Origin of the sequence: Pseudomonas sp. C27(2019) (assembly GCF_008807395.1) — a bacterium.
In the GTDB taxonomy this organism is placed as follows: domain Bacteria; phylum Pseudomonadota; class Gammaproteobacteria; order Pseudomonadales; family Pseudomonadaceae; genus Denitrificimonas.
Genome location: NZ_CP043320.1, coordinates 2,447,002 through 2,469,616, shown reverse-complemented (window position 1 = coordinate 2,469,616; position 22,615 = coordinate 2,447,002). Strand labels below are relative to the sequence as shown.

19 protein-coding genes and 2 riboswitches are annotated in these 22,615 nt (G+C 48.8%); of the genes, 7 read left to right on the top strand and 12 right to left on the bottom strand.

Features of this window, described 5'->3' with window-relative positions; all coding sequences use genetic code 11:
- Nucleotides 1-61: 61 nt before the first annotated feature.
- Together FXF61_RS11295 and FXF61_RS11290 are read right to left on the bottom strand one after the other, a co-directional pair.
- Nucleotides 62-694 (bottom strand): DUF4124 domain-containing protein, encoded by a 633-nt coding sequence (locus FXF61_RS11295; RefSeq protein ID WP_151185365.1) that lies wholly within the window; start codon nt 692-694, stop codon nt 62-64.
- Nucleotides 691-1,245: a DUF4124 domain-containing protein gene (locus FXF61_RS11290; RefSeq protein WP_151185364.1), complete on the bottom strand. Its 555-nt coding sequence runs from the start codon at nt 1,243-1,245 to the stop codon at nt 691-693. Before FXF61_RS11290 ends, FXF61_RS11295 begins: the two co-directional genes overlap by 4 nt.
- Before the next feature lie 412 nt (nt 1,246-1,657).
- Between FXF61_RS11290 and glnA the strand changes: the two genes are divergently transcribed.
- The 3 genes from glnA (at nt 1,658) to typA (ending at nt 6,660) form a co-directional block, all read left to right on the top strand.
- On the top strand, nt 1,658-3,064 hold the full coding sequence (glnA, locus tag FXF61_RS11285) for a type I glutamate--ammonia ligase (protein WP_178087342.1): 1,407 nt from the start codon (nt 1,658-1,660) through the stop codon (nt 3,062-3,064).
- Between the two features lie 148 nt (nt 3,065-3,212).
- Nucleotides 3,213-4,700 carry a tRNA uracil 4-sulfurtransferase ThiI gene (thiI, locus tag FXF61_RS11280; RefSeq protein ID WP_151185363.1) on the top strand — a complete coding sequence of 496 codons (1,488 nt, stop codon included), beginning with the start codon at nt 3,213-3,215 and terminating at the stop codon, nt 4,698-4,700.
- 142 nt (nt 4,701-4,842) lie between these two features.
- Nucleotides 4,843-6,660: a translational GTPase TypA gene (gene typA / locus FXF61_RS11275; protein WP_151185362.1), complete on the top strand. Its 1,818-nt coding sequence runs from the start codon at nt 4,843-4,845 to the stop codon at nt 6,658-6,660.
- Nucleotides 6,661-6,865: 205 nt separating this feature from the next.
- Here typA and FXF61_RS11270 read toward each other — a convergent pair whose 3' ends face one another.
- From FXF61_RS11270 to FXF61_RS11250, 5 genes are all read right to left on the bottom strand, one after another.
- Nucleotides 6,866-7,486, bottom strand: a complete 621-nt coding sequence (locus FXF61_RS11270) for a trimeric intracellular cation channel family protein (protein ID WP_151185361.1) — start codon at nt 7,484-7,486, stop codon at nt 6,866-6,868.
- A gap of 23 nt (nt 7,487-7,509) precedes the next feature.
- A riboswitch (glycine riboswitch) is annotated at nt 7,510-7,609 on the bottom strand.
- Nucleotides 7,610-7,611: 2 nt separating this feature from the next.
- Nucleotides 7,612-7,704: riboswitch (glycine riboswitch) on the bottom strand.
- A 102-nt stretch (nt 7,705-7,806) separates the two neighbouring features.
- Nucleotides 7,807-8,346, bottom strand: a complete 540-nt coding sequence (locus FXF61_RS11265; RefSeq protein ID WP_151185360.1) for a DUF3299 domain-containing protein — start codon at nt 8,344-8,346, stop codon at nt 7,807-7,809.
- A 42-nt stretch (nt 8,347-8,388) separates the two neighbouring features.
- Complete coding sequence (locus tag FXF61_RS11260; RefSeq protein ID WP_151185359.1) at nt 8,389-9,657, bottom strand: ABC transporter permease; 1,269 nt, start codon at nt 9,655-9,657, stop codon at nt 8,389-8,391.
- A gap of 1 nt (nt 9,658) precedes the next feature.
- A complete protein-coding gene (locus FXF61_RS11255; protein ID WP_151185358.1) occupies nt 9,659-10,372 on the bottom strand; it encodes an ATP-binding cassette domain-containing protein in 714 nt (237 codons plus the stop codon).
- Nucleotides 10,373-10,438: 66 nt separating this feature from the next.
- On the bottom strand, nt 10,439-11,008 hold the full coding sequence (locus FXF61_RS11250) for a DUF2796 domain-containing protein (protein ID WP_151185357.1): 570 nt from the start codon (nt 11,006-11,008) through the stop codon (nt 10,439-10,441).
- A gap of 248 nt (nt 11,009-11,256) precedes the next feature.
- On the opposite strand from FXF61_RS11250, the gene gdhA reads away from it, so the two are divergent.
- The 4 genes from gdhA (at nt 11,257) to FXF61_RS11230 (ending at nt 17,582) form a co-directional block, all read left to right on the top strand.
- The gene (gene gdhA / locus FXF61_RS11245) at nt 11,257-12,594 is read left to right on the top strand and encodes an NADP-specific glutamate dehydrogenase (RefSeq protein ID WP_151185356.1); all 1,338 of its coding nucleotides are present in this window, start codon (nt 11,257-11,259) and stop codon (nt 12,592-12,594) included.
- Nucleotides 12,595-12,776: 182 nt separating this feature from the next.
- The gene (locus tag FXF61_RS11240) at nt 12,777-13,091 is read left to right on the top strand and encodes a TraR/DksA family transcriptional regulator (protein ID WP_151185355.1); all 315 of its coding nucleotides are present in this window, start codon (nt 12,777-12,779) and stop codon (nt 13,089-13,091) included.
- Nucleotides 13,092-13,428: 337 nt separating this feature from the next.
- Nucleotides 13,429-15,828 carry a Lon protease family protein gene (locus FXF61_RS11235; protein WP_151185354.1) on the top strand — a complete coding sequence of 800 codons (2,400 nt, stop codon included), beginning with the start codon at nt 13,429-13,431 and terminating at the stop codon, nt 15,826-15,828.
- 332 nt (nt 15,829-16,160) lie between these two features.
- Entirely contained in the window at nt 16,161-17,582 is a 1,422-nt protein-coding gene (locus FXF61_RS11230; RefSeq protein WP_151185353.1) for an aspartate ammonia-lyase, read from the top strand.
- A gap of 78 nt (nt 17,583-17,660) precedes the next feature.
- Here the strand turns inward: FXF61_RS11230 and FXF61_RS11225 are convergent, their stop codons facing one another.
- From FXF61_RS11225 to hemC, 5 genes are all read right to left on the bottom strand, one after another.
- Nucleotides 17,661-18,158, bottom strand: coding sequence for a disulfide bond formation protein B (locus tag FXF61_RS11225; protein WP_151185352.1), 498 nt, complete (start codon nt 18,156-18,158; stop codon nt 17,661-17,663).
- 129 nt (nt 18,159-18,287) lie between these two features.
- Complete coding sequence (locus FXF61_RS11220; protein WP_151185351.1) at nt 18,288-19,532, bottom strand: heme biosynthesis HemY N-terminal domain-containing protein; 1,245 nt, start codon at nt 19,530-19,532, stop codon at nt 18,288-18,290.
- Between the two features lie 2 nt (nt 19,533-19,534).
- Nucleotides 19,535-20,863: a uroporphyrinogen-III C-methyltransferase gene (locus tag FXF61_RS11215; protein WP_151185350.1), complete on the bottom strand. Its 1,329-nt coding sequence runs from the start codon at nt 20,861-20,863 to the stop codon at nt 19,535-19,537.
- 10 nt (nt 20,864-20,873) lie between these two features.
- Nucleotides 20,874-21,644 (bottom strand): uroporphyrinogen-III synthase, encoded by a 771-nt coding sequence (locus tag FXF61_RS11210; protein ID WP_151185349.1) that lies wholly within the window; start codon nt 21,642-21,644, stop codon nt 20,874-20,876.
- On the bottom strand, nt 21,641-22,600 hold the full coding sequence (gene hemC / locus FXF61_RS11205; protein WP_151185348.1) for a hydroxymethylbilane synthase: 960 nt from the start codon (nt 22,598-22,600) through the stop codon (nt 21,641-21,643). Before hemC ends, FXF61_RS11210 begins: the two co-directional genes overlap by 4 nt.
- Nucleotides 22,601-22,615 lie beyond the last annotated feature (15 nt).

Below are 22,615 nucleotides of genomic sequence, written 5' to 3'. Positions count from 1 at the left end.
GGCGCGTGACTGCACAGCAAACAAAAGGTGTCTGCATGCACTGTTAGTGTGTAGGTGCGGGTTAGAAAGGAAAAATAGACGATTTCTTTTCAGGTTTATCTTTAACTGGACACTCTGGGCGTACGCCGTAATCATCGAGCTCGCAAGGACGCACACGGCGCTTATCGTTTAAGGTGGTTTGCCGAAAATGAAAAGGCTGTGCTGGTGTGCGTTCGAGTACAGCACCTTGTTGGTTGATGATCTCTACCGCGAGCTTATGCGTGCCGCGCTCAATTTGACTCAAGGGGAAGACAGGGCTGCGACTGGGTTCAGCAACAGGCTCACCATCTAATAATAAGCGGTAAAGGTGTCCATCTAATAGCGCTGGCTCGCTGCTGATCATCACAATCAAACGGCGATCATTGGCACGAATAGTAGCATTGGGCTCTGGGGTTAAGATGCGCAGAACTTGGTACTGAAAGGTAGGGTTAGTCGTGTCGTCTTGATAAACTGGCGGTGGCTTAATCGTTGCCTGCACAGGCACGGCTGGCAGTTGATTGGTCGGTGCAATGTTGACTGTTTCAACACGCTGATGTTGCGGTGGTTTGTCAGTGTAGACACGCTCGCCGTTAGCATCGATATAGGTGTAGATTGCTGCAGAAGCGATCTGTGTGACGCACAGCAAAAGAGCGCCTATTAAATAATCGAGCTTCATGGTGTAGGGCTGGGTGCTGGGTTAGAGCGAAAAGCTGGACTGCTGGTGTGTACACGCTGCACTGTAAGAGTGTGCTCAGCACTGCTTTGCACAACCTGTTCGTCAGCCAGCACCTGTACCGCTAAGCGGTGCTCGCCGCGGTCTAAATTAACAACGTGCAGGGTTGTCGTAGTGCTTGCTGGGCCATGCGCTTGTCCATCGATGATGAGTTGCAAGCGGTGCTGGCTAGCCAGTTTAGGTGTGATTTCAACCTCCACACTAAAGGTGCCATTGTTTGCACGAAGTGCTTCATCATCAGGTAGACCGCTTAGCAACAGGACGCTGTAAGGTGCTGTGAGTTCTGTAGGATCTAATGTACTAGGCGCGACAGGTTGAGTGCTGGCCGGCGCGGGTAGGCTGTTTACTGCACGCAGCTCAATGCTGGTTGCGTCCACGCCGAGTGGCGGTTGGTCAGTGTAAACACGATTGCCTTTGTCGTCGGTGTATTGGTAAATCTGTGCAGTAACAGGCAGTGCTACAGCGAGCAAAGCCGCGGCAAATACAAGGCGCATAATTTACTCCTTTTAATAATGGCTTAAGCGTTACACGCTCTGCATGCTTAGGCAAGTGTTTCGCTGCAGGGCTGAGTAAAAGAGCACACAAGCTTTAGCTGTATGAGCGCCGCGCTTACTAAAAATAAAAAACTGAATTGTTAAGCCGTGCCGCGTACACTAGAAAACAGTGTATTTGACCGGTTTAATGGCGGCCTATTGAGTCGATTGTTAGCTGAATTTCTTGTAAAAGTATGCATTAGGGGCTAGCGCTAGAGACAGCTAACAGTCAAAATAGTACGTTAATTTTATAGTATGCGTCTCGCCCTCGGTTTTGACACACGCCTTGTCTTGCCGAGACAGGAATGTGGTGAGCGCACTGCCCGCAAGTCTGTTGCTGGGTCGGCATCCCGTTGATGAAATCTTGGAGTCCATGATGTCAAAGTCGCTCGAACTGATACAAACCCATAATGCAAAATGGATTGATTTGCGCTTTACCGATATTGGTGGGCAACAGCATCACATTACTATGCCTGCACGTGATGCTGATGATGATTTTTTCGAGCAAGGTAAGATGTTTGACGGCTCTTCTATGAATGGCTGGAAAGGTATTGAAGCGTCAGACATGATTCTGCTGCCCGATGACAGCACTGCGGTTATGGATCCTTTTACCCAAGAGCCGACTCTAATTTTAGTCTGCGATGTGATTGAACCCTCCACCATGCAGGGCTACGACCGCGATCCACGTGCGATCGCCTCGCGTGCAGAAGAGTATTTAAAGTCAACCGGGATTGGCGATACGGTTTTTGTTGGACCTGAGCCTGAGTTCTTTATCTTTGATCAGGTGAAGTTTAAGTCTGATATTTCTGGCTCCATGTTTAAAGTTTATTCTGAGCAAGCAGCTTGGAACAGTGATGCAGACATTGAAGGTGGTAATAAAGGTCATCGTGTGGCTGTTCAAGGTGGCTATATGCCAACCCCACCTAATGACTATGATCATGAAATTCGTACTGCAATGTGTAATGCGCTGGAGGAAATGGGGCAGCTGGTTGAAGTGCATCACCACGAAGTTGCAACCGCAGGCCAAAACGAAATAGGCACTAAATTTAACACCTTGGTAGCCAAAGCCGACGAAGTGCAGGCGCTCAAATATGTTGTGCACAATGTGGCAGATGCCTATGGCCGCAGCGCAACCTTTATGCCCAAACCACTGTTCGGTGATAACGGCTCTGGTATGCATGTGCATATGTCGATTTATGCCGGTGGCAAGAACACTTTTTCCGGTGAGGGCTATGCTGGCTTGTCTGATAATGCCCTGTATTTTATCGGTGGTATCATTAAACATGGTAAAGCCTTGAATGCGCTGACCAATCCATCGACCAACTCCTATAAGCGTTTAGTGCCAGGTTTTGAAGCGCCTGTTATGCTGGCCTACTCAGCGCGTAACCGCTCTGCATCAATTCGTATCCCTTATGTGACCAGTCCCAAAGCTCGCCGCATTGAAGCGCGCTTCCCTGATCCATCGGCTAACCCGTACTTAGCGTTTGCTGCGCTATTGATGGCAGGCTTAGATGGCATTCAAAACCGTATTCACCCAGGTGATGCAGCGGATAAAAACCTCTATGATTTGCCACCAGAAGAATCCCAGCAGATTCCTCAGGTGTCTGGCAGCTTAAAAGAAGCGCTGGAGGCTTTGGATGCGGACCGTGAGTTCTTATTACGCGGTGGCGTGTTCAGCCATGATTTCTTAGATGCCTTTATTGCTCTGAAAGCAGAAGAAGAACTGCGCGTGCGTACCTTTGTTCATCCGCTAGAGTATGAGCTGTACTACAGCTGTTAAGGTTTGAATCATTCAGTAGACGGTGCTGTGTAGCTGTGGCTGCACAGCATTTCGTCTATTTTTTGAGCATTTTTCCAAAAAATATGCTATTATTCTTGCCCATTTTTTCGGTTGCTTTGGTGACCCATCTTAGCGACCTGTTTGTGCCATGAAATTAATTCTTAAATCATTTGCTGAAATCACCATTAAAAGCCGCCCAGTACGTAAGCAGTTTTTACGGCAGCTGGGTAAAAATATCCGCACTGTATTGCGTGATCTTGATCCTGAAGTCAGAGTGGATGGTGAGTGGGATAATTTAGAATTATTTACCACGCTTAAAGATCCTGCTCAGCTGCAAGAGCTTTACGCGCGCTTGCGTTGCACGCCAGGTATTTCTCATTTTTTTCAGGTGCTGGAATATCCGCTCGGTGATCTTGATGATATTACGTTGCGCTGTAAGGAACACTACGCTGACCTGCTGAAAGGCCGTACGTTTTCGGTGCGTTGTAAGCGCGTTGGTAAACATTCTTTTTCCTCGGTGGATGTAGAACGCTATGTAGGCAGTCAGCTGCGTCAACAGTGCGGCGCGTCAGGTATTGATTTGCGCAACCCAGATGTAGAGGTCCGCTTTGAGGTGCGTCACCAACGCTTGCTGATTGAGTATGAGCGCCACCAGGGTATGGGCGGCTATCCGCTCGGTACGGTTGAGCAAGCGCTGGTGTTGATGTCGGGTGGTTTTGATTCAACTGTTGCTGCTTACCAAATGATGCGTCGCGGCTTGCTCACGCATTTTTGTTTTTTTAATTTAGGTGGGCGTGCGCACGAGTTGGGTGTCAAAGAAGTTGCGCATTATTTGTGGAAAAAGTACGGCAGCTCGCATCGTGTTCTGTTTATCAGCGTACCGTTTGAAGAGGTGCTCGGTGATATTTTAGAAAATGTCGATAACGGTCATATGGGAGTTGTGCTCAAAAGGATGATGTTTAAAGCCGCAGAACAGATCGCTGATGACCTAGAGCTGGATACTTTGGTGACCGGTGAAGCGATTTCGCAAGTGGCCAGTCAAACCCTGACCAATCTTGCGGTGATTGATAAGGCCACGCATAAACTGGTCGTGCGTCCTCTGATTACTGAGCATAAGCAGGATATTATAACGACAGCTGTTGAGATCGGTACTGCCGAGTTTGCGGAAAATATGCCTGAATATTGCGGTGTTATTTCGGTGAACCCGAAAACCCGCACTAAGTTAGGCCGTGTTGTACACGAAGAGAACAGGTTAGATGCCAGTATTTTGCAGCGTGCAGTTGAACGTGCGACACGAGTAACCATGGACAAAGTCTTGGATGAGCTTGGCAAAGATGTCCGTGTTGAAGAAGTCAGTGAAGCGTTACCAGGGCAGATTGTTATCGATATCCGCCACCCGAATGAGGTGGATGAGCAGCCGTTAGAACTGCTGAATATTGAACAACTGGCTGTGCCTTTTTATGCGATTAATAGCCGCTTTAAAGAGTTTGATCCTAATCGCCAATATCTACTGTATTGCGATCAAGGTATAATGAGCAAATTACATGCCGATCACTTACTGCATGAAGGTTATGCAAATGTGCGCGTGTATCGTCCTGATCCAATGCAGCAGCCGCGCTCAAGCAGTCACGCATGATTAGATATGTGTGCTTGTGGAGTTGTGTGGCTATGCCGCAACAGTTACGCCCACCAGACCCATAAGCCATAAACCTTTGTCGCTTTGCTACGAACTGACACGCTTTGCGTGCAGCCTACATATTATTATTTGAGATAAGCTTGTGATTGACAATTTACGTAATATTGCCATTATCGCCCACGTTGACCATGGTAAAACCACCTTGGTTGATGCCCTTTTACGTGCGTCAGGTACCCTAGACCGCAAAGAGCTCGACTCTGACCGTGTTATGGACTCTAACGACCAGGAAAAAGAGCGCGGAATTACTATTCTGGCAAAAAATACTGCCATTAAGTGGCACGACTACAATATCAACATCGTTGATACTCCAGGCCACGCCGATTTCGGTGGTGAAGTTGAGCGTGTGATGAGCATGGTTGACTGCGTGCTGTTGGTGGTTGATTCCATTGATGGTCCTATGCCGCAAACTCGCTTTGTAACACAAAAAGCGTTCCAAGCTGGTTTGAACCCTATTGTTGTGATCAATAAAGTTGACCGTCCTGGTGCGCGTCCGGACTGGGTGGTTGATCAGGTCTTTGACCTGTTTGATAACCTGGGTGCCACTGAAGAACAGCTGGATTTCCCAATTGTCTACACCAGTGCACTGAATGGCGTGTCAGGTTTAGATCCAGCGGAAATGACTGATGATATGGATGTTTTATTCCAATCGATTGTTGATTTTGTTGAGCCGCCAAAAGTTGATTTAGACGGCCCATTCCAGATGCAAATTTCTGCACTGGACTACAATAACTTCCTTGGCGTTATCGGTATTGGCCGTATTGCTCGTGGTCGCATTAAAGCCAATAGCCCAGTCACTTCGATTGATGCTGAAGGTAAGCGTCGTAATGGTCGTATTCTCAAGCTGATGGGTCACCATGGCTTGCACCGTGTCGACGTAGAAGAAGCGCAAGCCGGTGATATCGTTTGTATCAGTGGTTTTGATCCATTGTTTATTTCTGACACCTTATGTGATCAAGCACACGTTGAAGCTCTGCCACCATTGAGCGTTGATGAGCCAACCGTAAGCATGACGTTCCAAGTTAACGATTCTCCTTTTGCTGGTAAAGAAGGTAAGTTCGTTACCAGTCGCAACCTTAAAGAGCGCTTAGAAAAAGAGTTGCTGCACAACGTTGCATTGCGTGTTGAGCAAGGCGACGATGTGGATAAGTTTAAAGTGTCTGGCCGTGGTGAATTACACTTGTCAGTCCTGATCGAAACCATGCGCCGTGAAGGCTACGAGCTGGGTATTTCTCGTCCAGAAGTTGTCATCAAAGAAGTGGATGGCGAGAAGCAAGAGCCGTACGAAAATATCATTATTGATATCGAAGAGCAGCACCAAGGTGCGATTATGGAACAGTTTGGCCTACGTAAAGGTGAGCTCACCGATATGGTTCCAGACGGTAAAGGCCGCATTCGTCTCGAGTACACAGTGCCGGCGCGTGGTTTGATTGGTTTCCGTAACCAGTTTATGACCATGACTTCAGGTACGGGTATTTTGACCGGCATGTTCAGCCACTACGGTCCAATCAAAAGTGGTGAAATGACCAGCCGCCAAAACGGTGTGTTGGTGTCGATGGCTACAGGTAAGGCATTGACCTACTCGCTTGAAACGCTGCAAGAGCGCGGTAAGTTGTTCTTAACACCAGGTGAAGAAATTTACGAAGGTCAGTTGGCCGGTATCCATAGTCGTGATAATGACTTGGCGATTAATCCAACTAAAGCGAAAAAGCTCGATAACATGCGCGTGTCAGGTAAAGAAGAGACCACGGCTCTGGTTCCGCCAGTCCAGTTTACTCTTGAGCAAGCACTTGAGTTCATCGAAGATGATGAGCTGGTTGAAGTAACGCCTAAGTCGATTCGCCTACGCAAAAAGTATTTAACTGAAAATGAGCGTAAGCGTCACGGCCGTAGCAAAGTCTAATTTACGTTAGTTACACAAAAACCCGCAGCGGCAGCGCTTGCGGGTTTTTTTATGCTGGTTAAATTAAAGCGCAGTGCAAATAAAGCGTAAATTGCTGCAACTTTAAGAAGTTTTTGATTCGGTCGGGATCTCAGTAAAAACAAGGGTGGTGCTATTGATTCGTATCTATGCTGGAATCATACGGTTAGACAGATATAGCGCTTCTCTAATCACCCCAGCGGCCCGGTGAGTATGAAAATACAGGTAAAGACAATTTCCAGCGAATCGCTGAAAGGCGTAGCAGGAGCCCGAAGAAAAATGTACCCCAAGTATTAACACCGTGGGATACGCCGAGTGACATTAGAGTTAAATACACCACTGCAACCACCAAAGAGACGCTGGCGTAGAGTTCGTGGCGCAATACTTGCGGGGTGCGGTTGCACATAATATCGCGCAAAATACCGCCAAAAATACCAGTAGTCATACCTGACATAATGACTACTGGGGTGTCGTAACCCAGCTTTAAGGCGACGTTACAACCGATGATAGTAAAGGCAATTAAACCCATGGAGTCCAAAACTAGAAAGATCTGGTTGAGTCTATGGATAAAGCGCGCTAACAGTATCGTGGCTAGACCTGCGCCAATGGTCAGATAAATATAGAGAGGGTGTTGGGTCCAAGTGACAGGGTAGTTACCTAGCAGCATGTCACGCACAGTGCCACCGCCCAGTGCAGTGATAAAAGAGATAAGTGCGACACCAAATAAGTCCATATTACGGCGTCCAGCGGCAAGCGCACCGGACATGGCTTCAGCGGTAATAGCAATAATAAAAATATTAGTAAGCACGCAGGACTCCTGCTGACAGTAACGCCTCTCCCTCTGTCCTGTGTACCTGAGAGTTTATGCAGCAGTGTGCCGCTTGCCCCTTCGGTGGATTGCTTTAAGCAACCGCTCTCCAGTTGGCGAATCTAAGTTGTTTCGCAGTACATGAGCCTGAGCGTTTATGGGAGTTTGCGCCTTCGGCGGAGCAGATCTGTGTCTGCTCTCTCTCCTGCGAGCGCGCATTATACGGTGTCTGATCAGATAAAGGTGCTTATTTTTAGTGCTTTTGTTTGAGTACTGACTAGGGTGTTGCTTTAAGCTGTAGTCAGTGAGTATTGCTGAAATTATTTAATCGCTGGGCTATCAAATACATAGCGATAAACTTGTTCGGCTTCGGCGCTGTAGCCTGTTGTGCCCATGTCGCTGTCAAAGGATTCAACCTTGAGCCTGCCTTCAAGCCAATACGGCTGCCACATATCGCCCATCGCCACGCCGCCTTCGCTGTGTACATAAACAATTTGGTTGGACGGTGGTGGCGGTACATGGATGCAGGCACCAAAGTAAGGCACCAGCAAAAACTCCGTAATGCGGCTGTTTTCATCAATGGTCAGCGGCACGATATAACCGGGCAGCTTAACTCGCAAACCGTGCAGCTCTGCTACGACGGGTGCATTGGGGTATTGCTGCTGGGCCGCTGGGCCGCTTTCTGCGGCCAAAATGTCAGCCATATCTGCCAGCTGATTGAGATCATGCAGTGCTGTCGGTGGTGGCAAGGGCGGTGCGTCAGCGGGAACCATATCTTGCCATTTGAGTGTGCGTAATTCGCCAGCATAGGCTGCAGTAACGCTGCACAGTAGCACGATGACACAGAACAGTTTTCGCATATCAATCAGACCCAAGGCTATTAAAAGCAGTTAAATTTAAGGTTATAAACGAATATTAAGCCCATCCGCTAAGGATTGACGATATGCGCGCCAGGCGGGCACCGCACCCATCAACACGCCTGCAAGCAATACCGCAGCCAGCAGCATCCATTCATACAGGCTGGGCGCGGAAAAAGGCAGGTACAAACCATAGTGACTTTGCAGCGGGCCTTGCGCGATGGCAATGCCGAGATACAACAGCACCAGACCTAACAGGATTCCGGCAAAGGCCAAACTGAAGGCTTCGAGAATCAGTAAACTAGCAATGTGCCAAGGACGTGCGCCCACTGAGCGTAAAATAGCCATTTCTCGGCGGCGTTCGTTGAGGCTGGTCAAAATTGCCGTAAGCATGCCAATCAGGCCGGTCAGTACGACAAACAGCGAGACCACAAACAACGCTTTCTCCGCGGTCCCCATTAAACCCCAAAGTTCTTGCAGGGCAACACCTGGCAAAATGGCGAGTAAAGGTTCGCCGCGCCATTGATTGATTTCTCGTTGCACGGCAAAGGTGGCAATCTTACTTTTTAAACCCAGTAACATTGCGGTGATTTCTTTGGGTTGTAAATCCATTTGCAAGGCTTGCTCAGCACTGATCTTGCGGTTGCCATAGGCTGGCGCACCATGCTGCCAGTCAATGTGCAGAGCCTCCATGCCGGCTAGGGCAATATGCAGAGTACGGTCCACTGGCGTGCCGGTACGCTCTAGAATGCCGACCGTAGTGAAAGGCTTGTCATCGTGATTGACTAAACTGATGGTGGCCATGCCGTGGGCAAGGACGATTTTTTGGCCTAAAGCGTAGTTCAGCGCATCCGCCACCTCAGCACCCAGCACCACTTCAAAAGGTGCTTGATCACTAAAGAAACGGCCATCACGCATTTGTAGGTGTTGTTTGCGCCCGAACTGGTAATGCGTGAAGTAATCAGCAGATGTGCCCAGCACACGATAACCTTGGTGTGAGTCACCCAATGACATGGGTACGGCCCACTTCACTTGCGGATGCTGAGCAAAGTGCTCAAAGCTGCTCCAGCGAATGTTATTGGTGGCATTGCCGATGCGAAACACCGAGTAGAGCAACAAGTTAACCGAGCCAGAGCGCGCACCAACAATCAGGTCGGTTGAGCTGATGGTGCTGGCAAAACTTGCACGGGTTTCTGTACGCACGCGCTCGACAGCCAGCAGCAGTGCGATGGATAGGGCGATGGCAAAAATAGTCAGCAATGCGGTAAAGCGGCGATTGGCTAAACTGCGTAAAGCAATGCGAAAAAGATGCATCTTAAGTCTCCTGCGTGCGCGCGGCGCGATTGAGCTGACTCAGATCGATACTGCGGTCAAACAGGCGCGCCAGAGACTGGTCATGACTGACAAACAGCAAGCTCGCACCTGCAGCTTTGCACTCAGCAAATAGCAGCTTTAAGAACACCTCACGGCTGTCGGCATCTAACGCCGAGGTGGGTTCGTCGGCGATCACCAGTTTCGGTTGGCCGATTAATGCGCGCGCTGCGGCAACACGCTGCTGTTGGCCGATGGAGAGAGTATCGGCGCGTTGTTGCTGCAGTTCTGGCGCGAGGCCCAAACCGCTGAGCAAGGCTTGTGCTGCGGCATGGATTGAGTTGTGACGGGCGATTGCGCGCTGCGTGCGGTGTTTAGAAAACTGACAAGGCAGCAGTACATTGTCGAGCACCGATAAAAACGGCAGCAGATTAAACTGCTGGAAAATAAAACCGCTGTGGTCCACTCGAAAGCGATCACGGGCGCTGGCACTGAGTGTACTTAAGTCCTGCCCGAGCAGGCGAATGGTGCCGCTTTGTGGTAACTGCACACCACCAAGTAAACCGAGTAGGGTGGTTTTACCGCTACCTGAGGGCCCCTTTAGAAATACGCTTTGCTCAGGCTCAAGACGAAATGCGTCAATATCCAATAGCGTAGCTTGCTTCGGCCATGCGAAGCGCAGAGCGTGCAGCTCGATAATCGGGGTTGGGCGGGTCATGGCCATCTCAATAGCAGATTAATGTTGAGCCCTGCTGTGCAGGGCTCGTATAAGCACAGCCTTAGTTTACCAGCTGACTGCTGTATGGCTCTGAGACAGATCGACGCCCTGTTGTGAGTCAGCGCTGATCAATTGCACATGGATTTTTTCAGTTAAGGGAAAGGTTTTAAAGAAGCCTTCTAGGTCAATGCGCTTAAGTTTTTCAGGGTGTGCACAATTAAATTGATAGCTGACTTGGATATCACTGTGCTGGTGCTCGTCTTCATCCTGAGCTGACTGTTGGTGCGTATCGCTGTGCTCGGCCAGGTCATTGTCAACGTGCACTGCAGTTAAGATGCATTGCGCAGCATTGCTCATAGTAAACAGTTGTTGCTCATTTTTTAGGGCGTGCTCTGCATCGACTACGGCTTGTTTATCAACAGCTGAGCGAGGGTGGTATTCAAAACCCACGATGTTCATCGAAGGACTTTGCAGTTCAAGGATGAGCTGCTGTTCATCAAGAGCAATATTAACAGTCGCAACGCCATGCTGGTGTGCAGCTAAGCTATGCGCATGCTGATGCTCATGTGCATATGCGATTGGGCTGAGTGACGCTAGGATCAGCGCTGTAGGCGCTAATATATTCATAAAACGCATGCGGAGGCTCCATTTAAATAAGCTTATCTAGTTATAGTATAACTTTACATTGGGGGGTTTGATATAAGCAAGACGCGGATGATATTTATAGTGAAAAAGCAGTCATTGAGCAGGGAATAAAAGGGCAAGCAGTTTGGGGTTTTTAAAAAAATTACATTTTTTTCTATCGCAAAGCACCCAAGCACTGATAAAGTCAGATGGTTTTGAACAATAACCGTACATGTGCGGTTTGCTGAGGCTTTATTATTATGTCGCAAACTCTTGATGCGTTTTTATCCCATATAAAACAGCGTGACCCAGATCAGCCAGAATTTCATCAGGCTGTTGAAGAAGTGCTGCGCACTCTGTGGCCTTTCCTTGAAGATAACCCGCGTTATATGCAGGCTGGCATCATTGAGCGAATGGTTGAGCCCGAGCGTGTGATTTTATTCCGCGTACCTTGGGTAGACGATGCCGGTAAAGTGCATGTTAATCGTGGCTATCGGATTCAAATGAACAGCGCTATCGGCCCTTATAAAGGCGGTTTGCGCTTCCATCCGTCAGTCAACTTGGGTGTTTTAAAGTTCTTAGCTTTTGAGCAAGTCTTTAAGAATTCATTGACTTCATTGCCGATGGGCGGTGGTAAGGGTGGTTCAGACTTTAACCCTAAGGGTAAAAGTGACAATGAAGTGATGCGCTTCTGTCAGTCATTTATGACTGAGTTATTTCGCCATATCGGCCACCACCTTGATGTCCCAGCAGGTGATATTGGTGTGGGTGCCCGTGAGATTGGCTTTATGTTTGGCCAGTACAAGCGTCTTGCCAATGAGTTTACCTCTGTATTAACCGGTAAAGGCATGACCTATGGTGGCAGCTTAATTCGCCCTGAAGCGACTGGCTATGGCTGTGTGTATTTTGCTGAAGAAATGCTGAAAAGTGCTAAGCGTCGTTTTGAAGGCCAGCGTGTAGCTATTTCTGGCTCGGGTAACGTGGCTCAGTATGCTGCGCAAAAAGTTATTGAGCTGGGCGGCAAGGTGATTTCTTTATCTGATTCGGGTGGGACGCTGTATATCGAAAACGGTATGGACAGTGAACATTGGAAGTACCTGATGGACCTCAAAAATATCCGTCGCGGTCGTATTGAAGAAATGGCCGAGCACTTTGGCTTGCAGTACCTACCAGGCCAGCGTCCTTGGGGCCTGCAATGTGATATTGCGCTGCCGTGTGCAACACAAAACGAGCTCGATATTGATGATGCGCGTACCTTAATTAAAAACGGCTGCATCTGTGTTGCTGAAGGGGCCAACATGCCATCCACATTGGATGCAGTTGATCTGTTTATTGAGCAGGGCATGCTGTATGCGCCTGGTAAAGCGTCTAACGCCGGTGGTGTAGCGGTGAGCGGCTTGGAAATGAGCCAAAACGCAATGCGTCTACTGTGGACTGATGGTGAGGTGGATGCCAAGCTGCACAGTGTTATGCAGCAAATTCATGCTGCCTGTGTCCATTACGGCACGGAAAATGGTCGCGTAAACTACGTCAAAGGGGCAAATATTGCCGGCTTTGTCAAAGTTGCAGACGCCATGTTAGCGCAGGGTATTGTTTAAATTAAACTAGACAACCCTTCGTTAACCTAATAAAAATGCCTCGCTGAGTGATCGCGGGGCTTTTTTATGCCATCTGTGTTTTGCCTGCGTGTCGCTTGATAAGTATCAGTGTTTGGTGCAGTGTAAGTGGCTAAACCCTAAGCATTCGTTTGTTATGGATAGTATCTTTAGAAGAGGTCGTTATGGCAGAACTTGATCCACGTGTGCGTTTACAAGCATTGCTCACGGAGTACAGCACGCGGGCAGAGGCCATTGAGCGTGACTTGTCACGTGAGCATGCACAAAGTTTTTCTGAGCAAGCCACAGAGCGTCAAAATGATATGGTTTTGCAAGGCTTGTTGGCTGATGCACGCATGGGCGTGCAAGAAGTAAAACAAGCGCTTGAGCGCCTCGATGCAGGTACCTACGGCGAGTGTGAAAAGTGCGGTGAGCCAATCAATGAAGCACGGCTTGAAGCTTTGCCTACGGCTCAGCACTGCATTAACTGCGCAGATTAAATGAATTTGCGCGCATGTTGTTGTGTTATTTAGAGAGCCAATGCTGTCAGTAAAAAAGTTAAGTCGATCCAGTTTGAACTAACAGGCGATAGTTAACGATAGGCTTGCAATCAATACTGTCGCAGGCATAAACACTGAATGACATTCTCTGTAACAAAGCTTGGCTATAGATTAATAGAAAATATTCCTTGCTTGAGTTCCGATCGACGAAGGTTTTTCGTCGATCAAAGCCATACAATCTCCTTTTCTTTTGATGTCTTCCTTGCAGAGAGCTGGCAAGCAAGGCCAAAATACGCCGTTCACTTCGCGGTTTGGCCGCTTGCTGCAAGGAAAACTAATGCCGGAATCAACTCTTAATGCACAGCGTCTCTTACCTGAGCAATTAACTCGCACTTTTAGTGAGCACTTTAATTTCGTTACCACCGCTGATCTTGAGCCATTAGCTGGCGTTCTCGGACAGGCACGTGCTGTGCAGGCATTACAGTTTGGTATATCCATGCAGCGCCATGGTTACAATGTGTTTGTTATGGGTGAGTCTGGTTCTGGTAGGTTTTCTTATGCACAGCGCTATCTCGTTGAGCAGGCTAAGCAGCGCCCAACCCCAGCTGACTGGCTGTATGTCAATCATTTTACAGAAGTGCGTGAGCCCCATGCCTTGCAGCTTCCTGCTGGTGAAGGCAGCCGCTTTTGTACTGATATCAGCACCTTATTAGATAATTTATTGGCTACCTTTCCAGCTGTCTTTGAAACGCCAGCCTGGCAGCAAAAAAAAAGCGCCATTGATCGCCGCTTTAATCGCCGTTATGACAAAGCCATTGATGTGGTTGAAAAGCTGGCGCTGGAAAAAAACATTGCCCTTTATCGTGACAGCATCAATATAGCCTTTACTCCCATGCATGACGGTAAAGCATTGGACGAAGCTGAGTTTGCGCAACGCCCTGAGAGTGAGCGTGAAAAGTTTCATGCTGATATTGCTGTTCTTGAAGAGCATCTCAATAAAGAGCTGTCTAGCTTGCCGCAATGGAAGCGTGAGACGAGCAATGAGTTACGCCAACTGAACGAGGAAACCATCGCTTTAGCACTAGAGCCCTTATTGTCGCCGTTGGCGCATAAATATGCAGAACACCCCTGTGTTGTTGCTTATTTACAGGCCATGCAAAGTAATTTGTTAAAAACAGTGGTTGAACAATTAGTTGATGAAGAGCACAGCGATGCGTTGGCTCGTAAGCTATTAGAAGAGCAATACAGCCCCAATTTAGTGGTTGGTCATGCACCGAATGAAGGTGCACCGGTGGTTTTTGAATCGCATCCAACCTATGACAATCTATTTGGGCGCATTGAGTACAGTACCGATCAAGGTGTGCTCTATACCAGCTATCGTCAATTGCGCTCAGGGGCGTTACACAGAGCCAATGGTGGCTATTTAATTTTAGAGGCAGAAAAGCTGCTGTCTGAACCCTTTGTCTGGGAGGCGTTGAAACGGGCGCTGCACTCACGCGAGTTAAAAATGGAGTCACCGTTGGTTGAGTTGAGTCGCGTGGCAGCCGCCACCTTGATTCCGCAAATGATTCCTTTGCAGGTGAAGGTGGTGGTTATCGGTTCACGTGATTTGTATTATGCCTTGCAAGAGCTTGATCCCGACTTCCAAGAAATGTTTCGCATGCTAGTGGACTTCGATGAAGATATTCCCCTGAATGACGAGACGCTAACCCAGTTTGCGCAACTGCTCTGTGCGCGCACTCAGGAGGAAGGCATGGCGCCATTAACGGCTGCAGCGGTGCAACATTTGGCGCGCTATAGTGCGCGTTTAGCTGAGCATCAGCAGCGTATCTCAGCCAGTCTTGCTGATTTATTTCAAGTGCTCAGTGAGGCAGATTTTTTACGCCATACTGCTGCCGCTAAACTGACTGACGCCGAGCATGTTGATAGCGCTATTGCCGCACGACGCACTCGCACTGGGCGTGTCTCCGAGCGGATTATGGATGATATGTTATCGGGCGTGATTTTGATTGATACGCAAGGCGCAGCAGTGGGTAAATGTAATGGCCTGACTGTATTGGCTGTTGGTGATTCAGCTTTTGGCGTGCCTGCGCGCATCTCTGCTTCGGTGTATCCGGGCGGCAGTGGCATTGTAGATATTGAGCGTGAAGTGAGTTTAGGGCAGTCGATTCACTCAAAAGGGGTGATGATTCTGACAGGGTATCTGGGTAGCCGTTATGCACAAGAGTTTCCTTTGGCCATATCGGCAAGTATTGCTCTAGAACAATCATATGGCTACGTCGATGGCGATAGTGCTTCATTGGGTGAGGTCTGTGCCTTAATCTCAGCTTTATCACGCACACCGTTGAAGCAGTCATTTGCTATCACCGGCTCAATTAATCAGTTTGGCGAAGTGCAGGCTGTGGGTGGCGTTAACGAGAAAATTGAAGGTTTCTTTCGCTTGTGTCAGGCGCGCGGTTTAACCGGTGAGCAGGGCGTGATTATTCCGCGCTCTAATATTGTTAACCTGTTACTTGATGAGGCTGTAGTGAGCGCCGTCGAAGCAAAGCAGTTTAATATCTATACTGTCAGTCACGTAGATGAGGCATTGTGTTTGCTTAGTGGCGTTGCTGCAGGCTGTGCTGATGAGAATGGTAACTTTCCTGAAGGATCGCTTAATGCCATGGTTGTAACACGCTTACGCACTATTGCAGAGCTTGATGTGCTAGCTGATGAACAGAAACCCCCTCGAACATGATTTTTAGCAAAACCGCTGTAAGCACTCAGCTGAAAAAGCAGGGGATATAAAAATATAATAAAGAATTTTATCCACAGGGCATCGATTATGCTCTGTGAAGTAAATCTGCTTAACGTTTTTGATAATTATTATAAATCAACAGCTTGCATATTCTCCTAGGAGCTAGCATAAAGCTGGATCAGCTCTGCACAGGCTGTCCACAGAGTTACCCACAGATGTTCTGGGGCCTGAGGTCGAAGCTGGGATCGCGCAATATTAGCTTTGCGAGTGTATAAAGCCTAACATTTGTATTTTTAACTTTTGATTGTTTAGCTTAAAAGGGTGTCTTAGCTATGACAGCAACAGCGTTTCGTTCTGAACATGATTTACTCGGCTCTTTGCCTGTCCCTGAAGATGCCTATTACGGTATTCAGACATTGCGTGCCGTGCACAATTTTCATCTCAGTGGTGTGCCATTATCGCATTACCCTAATTTTGTCAGCGCACTAGGGATGGTTAAGCAAGCAGCTGCTGATGCCAATCACCAGCTGGGTTATTTGAGCGATAAAAAGCATGCTGCGATTGCTAATGCGTGCACGCAGTTGATTGAAGGTAAGCATCATGATCAATTTATCGTTGATATGATTCAAGGCGGCGCCGGCACTTCAACCAATATGAATGCCAACGAGGTGATTGCTAATTTAGGTTTGGAGTGGATGGGTAAAGAAAAAGGCGAATACAGCTTTTTACATCCCAATAATGACGTCAATATGGCGCAATCAACCAATGATGCGTATCCGACTGCGATCCGTGTCGGTTTGCTGCTTGGACACAATGACTTGTTGCTCAGCTTAGAGCGTTTGATTGATGCGTTTTCTGATAAGGGTGATGAGTTTTCCCATGTGCTGAAAATGGGTCGCACGCAGTTACAAGATGCTGTGCCGATGACACTAGGCCAAGAGTTTAAAGCCTTTTCGGCTAATTTAGCCGGTGATTTAGTTCGCTTAAAAAGTCTAGCCAATGACTTGTTCACCTCGGTCAATTTAGGTGGTACAGCCATCGGTACCGGTATTAATGCCGACCCCCGTTATCAAGGCATTGCGGTTGAGCGTCTGCGCGCGATCTGCGGCTTTCCAATGAAAGCAGCACCGAACTTGATTGAAGCGACCTCAGATATGGGTTCATTTGTTTTATTTTCGGCGATGCTAAAACGTACTGCGGTGAAACTGTCTAAAATTTGTAATGATTTGCGCTTGCTGTCCAGTGGGCCGCGTACTGGGATTAACGAGATTAATCTGCCGGCACGGCAACCTGGCAGTTCGATTATGCCCGGTAAGGTCAATCCAGTGATTCCGGAAGCCGTTAGTCAAGTAGCGTATGAGGTGATTGGCAATGACTTATCGCTGACACTAGCCGCTGAAGCAGGGCAGTTGCAGTTGAACGTAATGGAACCTCTGATTGCTTGGAAAATGTTTGATTCCATTCGTTTGTTGCGCCGCGCTATGGATATGCTGCGTGAGCATTGCGTCGTTGGTATAACCGCTAACGAAGAGCGCTGCCGTTCGCTGATGGAACATTCAATAGGCTTGATTACGGCGCTTAACCCTTATATCGGTTATGACAACGCCACCCGCATTGCCAAACAAGCGCTCGACAGTGGGCGTGGAGTCTTGGAGTTGGTGCGTGAAGAAAACTTGCTAGACGATGATCTGTTGGCTGATATTCTTCGACCAGAGAATATGATTGCACCGCGTTTGGTGCCCTTAAAAGAGTAAGCAGGCTAGCGCACGCAGACACTGGGTGAGTTTCAGTGTCTGCTTAAGTGCTGCAGTGAAAGGCTGCAGCTGATGGGGTTAGCGCACTGTTTTGCGCAGCATGATAAAAAGACTAAATATCAGCATCGCAATAAAGCCGAGCAAGCTAATCTCTGCCAAATTTAGGCCGAGTAGTGTCCAAGTTACCTCGGCACAGTCAGCGGTGCCATGCAGCATTTTGCTGATAACATCCTGCAAGGGAAATGCTTCAAGCATGTAATCGAGTGATGGCAAGCAGGCGGGAAGTTCATCTTCTGGTAAGCCTTGTAACCAGATTTGTCGGCCTGCAGCGGCTATTCCAAGACCAACGGCAAGCGTGCTTAGCGCTGCGTAAATCCGCTGACCTAAGCGAGCAGGGTTGTGCAAGGCTGCCAGTAAGCAGACCACAGCAAAAAGTATGACAGCCACGCGCTGTACATAGCATAAAGGACATGGCACTAAACCGACGACATGCTCTAAATACAATGCTACGGCAATAATACCCGCGCAGCCTAAAAATGCTAATGAAAATAATAGGCGCGATGAAGGGAGTTGCATGGGGAATCCTTGTTATGGCATAACGCCGCAAGTGCGGCATTTGCATGGTTGCAGCTGCTTAGATGTGTGCAAATGAAAACAGCGTGTCAGCTGTAATGCCAGCACGCTGTTTGCTCTGCAGTATAGCGGCTACGTTATGTCTTGTTGTAGTGCTGGTTGCGGTAATTGTGGTGATGATTGCTCCAATAATTGAAAGCTTTCGGCAAACAACTGGTTGCTGCGCTGAGTGTCGCCTAAGTGACTGAGTAGTCGCGCAAGTTCTGCGCAGGTGTGTGCTTGCCGATGCTCGCGCAAGCTGCTCTCAAAGTAATCGCGGGCTTTACCCCAGAGCTGGTTACGCAAACTTAAGCGGCCCAGTGTGCGTAATAAAATAGGGTTGTTAGGTGCTTGTTTGAGCCAGCTTTCAGCCAGTTGCAGTTGTCGTGATGCGTCCTCAGCATGGCTTTGCCCGTAGAGTTCAAGCAGTTCATTGTCCAGGTTGTCTTTTAACGCATGACGCAGCAATGACTCTGCTTGTTGGTGCGCGTTGAGACGCAGCAGTTCTGCAGCATAGGCTGCAACAAGTTGTGCGTCATTTTTGAGTCTGTTAGACAGCCCTTGCCATGCCGTTTCTAAGGATTGCAGCGCTTGTTGCGGGTCTTGTTTGAGCTTATAAACTGCTGTGAGTCGTCCAGACCAGGCTTGGTATTCAATATTGTGTAACTGTTCACTGTTCAAGCGTTTGGATTTACGTAACTCTGGTAATAAACCAATCAGTGCCGACCAGTCTTGGCGCTGACGCAGTAAAGCCTGTAAGCGTAACAGCACTTCTGGGTGCTGAGGGTGCAGCTCATGCATTGCCTGCAGTGTTTCTTGTGCTCCAGCATCGTCTGCACGCTGCAGCTGTAACTCTGCATGTGCTAAGGCAATTGCAACCTCGGCATCGGGTTGCTTGATTAATGCTTGTTCAAGCAAGTCATCAGCTTCTTCGCTTTGGCCGAGTTGTTCTGCAGCGCGCGCAGCACCGAGTAAATACACTAAGGGTTTTGCTTCACCTTCGGCTGCGCGACGCAGGTGACGTAATGCGCTTTTCCAATGACCTTGGGCAAGGTCTAGGGTGCCTTGTTCTGCAGCAAGGCGATTACGCCGACTCTGATTGCGCTGTGACCATGGATTGATTAGCCCTGTTGAGGCTAGAGCCATTTTAAGCAGCGTGCGTAAAGCGTAGAGCACTGCAAACACTGCTGCTATTACCGCAAGAAATACCCACAAGCTCGACTCGTAGCGGAATGATTTCCAGGAAATCAGTACGTAGCCAGTGTGTTCAGCGATAAACATGCCCAAAGCGGCAGCGCAAGCCACAACAATGAGCAAAATAAGATAGGTCCGTTTCATAATCAGTTGGCCTCATCTGCATTCGGCGCTTGTGGTGCAGAGCGTGTAGCTATGTAAGCTTGTAGCGTGCTCAACGCTGCATTTAAATTGGGCATCTGCTGAGTTACTTTTTGTTCGCGTAGAGCGTTGATTTGATCTCTTAGGCCGCTAACACTCGGGTCTTTAGTACTAAAGTGCGCATCCAAGACACTGATCGCCTGCTGCAATGCTTGCTGGTACACCTCGGTTGCACCATTTAAAGCGCCCCATTGCGCTTGCTCTAAAGATAGGCTCAGCGCTAAACGTACTTGAGTGAGACTTTGCCCTGCTAAAAGGGGTTGTACGTGTTCACTGGCATTGAAATCAACACGTAAGTAGCGCGAAATCTGTTGCCACCATTGTGCCCAGCGTCCCGCACCATCAGCAGACGCTGCGTCAGCGTGCTGGACAAATTCAGGTGCTAAGTCGGTTAGTTGATTGGCTTGCTGGTAGAGGGCACCGAGTTGCACAAATAAACCGGTACGATCTAAATTGCCGCTGCTCTTCAAGGCCGCGATAGTGTGTGCTAATTGCTCACGCGCGGCAAAGGCTGCCGGGTCATCTTGCTCTAATAAAATATGATCAGCGGCCTCTAGGAGGAAGCGTGCGCTGTTGGTATCGTGTAATGCATTTAAACGTAAGCTTGCCATACGCAATAGATGTTCAGCTTCAGCTAAGCGCCAATCTTGACGGCTGGCCCCTAAAACGGTTTCTAAGCGCTGCGAGAGCAGTTGTTGCTCTGCTTGTACACGAGCAAGCAAGTCGCGGCTCTGCTGTAATTGTGTGTCGCTAGGCATTTGCCCGATTGTGCTGCGCAACTGTTGCTCGCCTTTACTTAAATCTGAGATTTGTGTTTGTAGGCTTGCCAACTTTTGTTGTTGCTGCTGTTGCTGTTGCAGTGTCAGGCTTTCAGTATTTTGAATATGCCATACACTCCAAGCACCTGCGCCAAGGCCACCTAGGCCAAACAATAAAGCCAGTATGGCTATGCCTTTGCCTGAGGATGTTGTTACGGGCTTGCTCGGTTGTGTTTTATTTTTTTCAGGTTGCTTTGCGGCCGAAGCATCTTTGCTTGCTGTTTGCGAGCTGGCTTTATCCGCGCTGGCCTCAGGCGGCTTGCTTGTCGTGTCCTTGCTGTCTGTTTTTGGGCTCGCTTTATCCGCATTGGCCTCGTGTTTGGCTGGTGTGCCCTTGCTTTCTGTTTTTGGACCCGCTTTGCTAGCATTGACCTCGGGTTTGGCAGTTGTGTCCTTGCTCGATGCCTCTGGGCTTGCTTTACCCTTGTTGTCTGGCTTTTCTGGAGGTTGAGTCATGACTAAATCCTTATGCTGATGGTGCGCCATGCGCAGTCAAGGCGTTTAATAAAGCCTGATTACTCGCGCCACGGCAATCAATAACATGCTGCGCACCGAGCTCTTGGGCTATCTTAGCAACACGAGGGCTGGGCACAAATAAGGCTAAAGACGTCAAATTAGACCAGGCGTCTCCAGCTAATTCAATTAAATGACGTAGGCCTTGCTCACTGCTGACTGCGAGGCTGTTCAGTTGTTCTTGTTGGATCTGTTTGATCAATGTATCACTAGGATAAACGGGTAAGCGTCTACGATACAGCGGTAAAAAGTCTACCTGCACACCGCGCTGTATTAACTGCTCAGAGAGAAAGTCGCGACCGACATCTGCGCGCATAATCAAAACCCGGGGAGCATCGACATTTAGCGTTTCTAGAAACTTGGGTAGGGCGAGCAGGGCTTCACTGTCATCGCCCTGTTCTGGCCAGCTCACCGATAAGCCATAGTCTGCTAAAAGTTGACCCGTGCCCGCGCCCACACTAAACCAGTGCTGCTCAGCTGGCGGTTGCGGCCAATAACGATCGACCCGCTCTATGCCTAAGGTGGCGGCAGGTTTGCTGACCACTATTACGGCGCAGTAACGATCAAGGTTAAGTATTAGCGAGCGTTGTGCAGGTGTTTCGGGCAGCGCCTCAATCTCTAATAGTGGCAAGCTGCTGCTGTGTATGTTGTGCTCAGCCAACAGCGCAGCGAGCACGGCGCTGTCTGCTGTAGGCCGAGTGATAAGCACGCGCCACTGTTTCACGTGAGGGGTGTCTCTTGTTCAAATAGGACAGCAAGAATCTCCCCAGCACCTTGCGCTAGAAGGTCTTCAGCCACTGCGATACCTAAGGCTTCGGCGTCATTCTTATGTGCGCGTTGCTCTGCATACAAGAGTACAGATGCGTCAGGCTGGCCAACAAAACCGCGCAGCCATAATTCGTCACCCTCTAAGACGGCGTAACAGGCGATTGGCACTTGGCAGCCGCCGTTAAGATGCTTGTTGAGTGCGCGCTCGGCAGTCACACGGTAGCTCGTATCAGCGTGGTGCAGTGGTTTTAATAATGCATGAATGGCTGTGTCATCGCTGCGGCATTCAATGCCGACTGCGCCTTGGCCGCCGGATGGTAAGTTGGCACTGACATCTAGGCTGCTACGAATACGGTCAGCAAAACCAAGGCGTAATAAGCCAGCGGCAGCAAGAATAATGGCATCGTAATCACCGGCATCAAGTTTGGCTAAGCGGGTGTTGACGTTGCCACGTAAAAAGTTAATTTTTAAATCAGGACGTTGCGCCAAGATTTGCGCTTGGCGTCGAAGGCTTGATGTACCAACGACGCTGCCGTGTGGCAGATCGGCAAGACAGGCATAGGTGTTTGAAACAAAGGCGTCACGCGGGTCTTCGCGCTCACACACACAGTACAGATCTAAGCCTTCAGGAAATGCCATGGGTACGTCTTTCATTGAGTGCACAGCGATATCGGCTTCTTTCGAAAGCAGTGCTGCTTCGAGCTCTTTAACGAACAAACCTTTACCGCCGATTTTAGCCAGTGGCGAGTCCAGCAATTGATCGCCACGACTGACCATAGGAACTAAAGTGACTTTTAAACCTGGGTGCGCCGCTTCAAGTTCGGCTTTAACGAACTCTGCTTGCCAAAGTGCCAGTGCGCTTTTACGGGTGGCAATGCGCAATTCTGTTATCGGTTGTTCGCTTACAGACATATTTATGATCCAAAT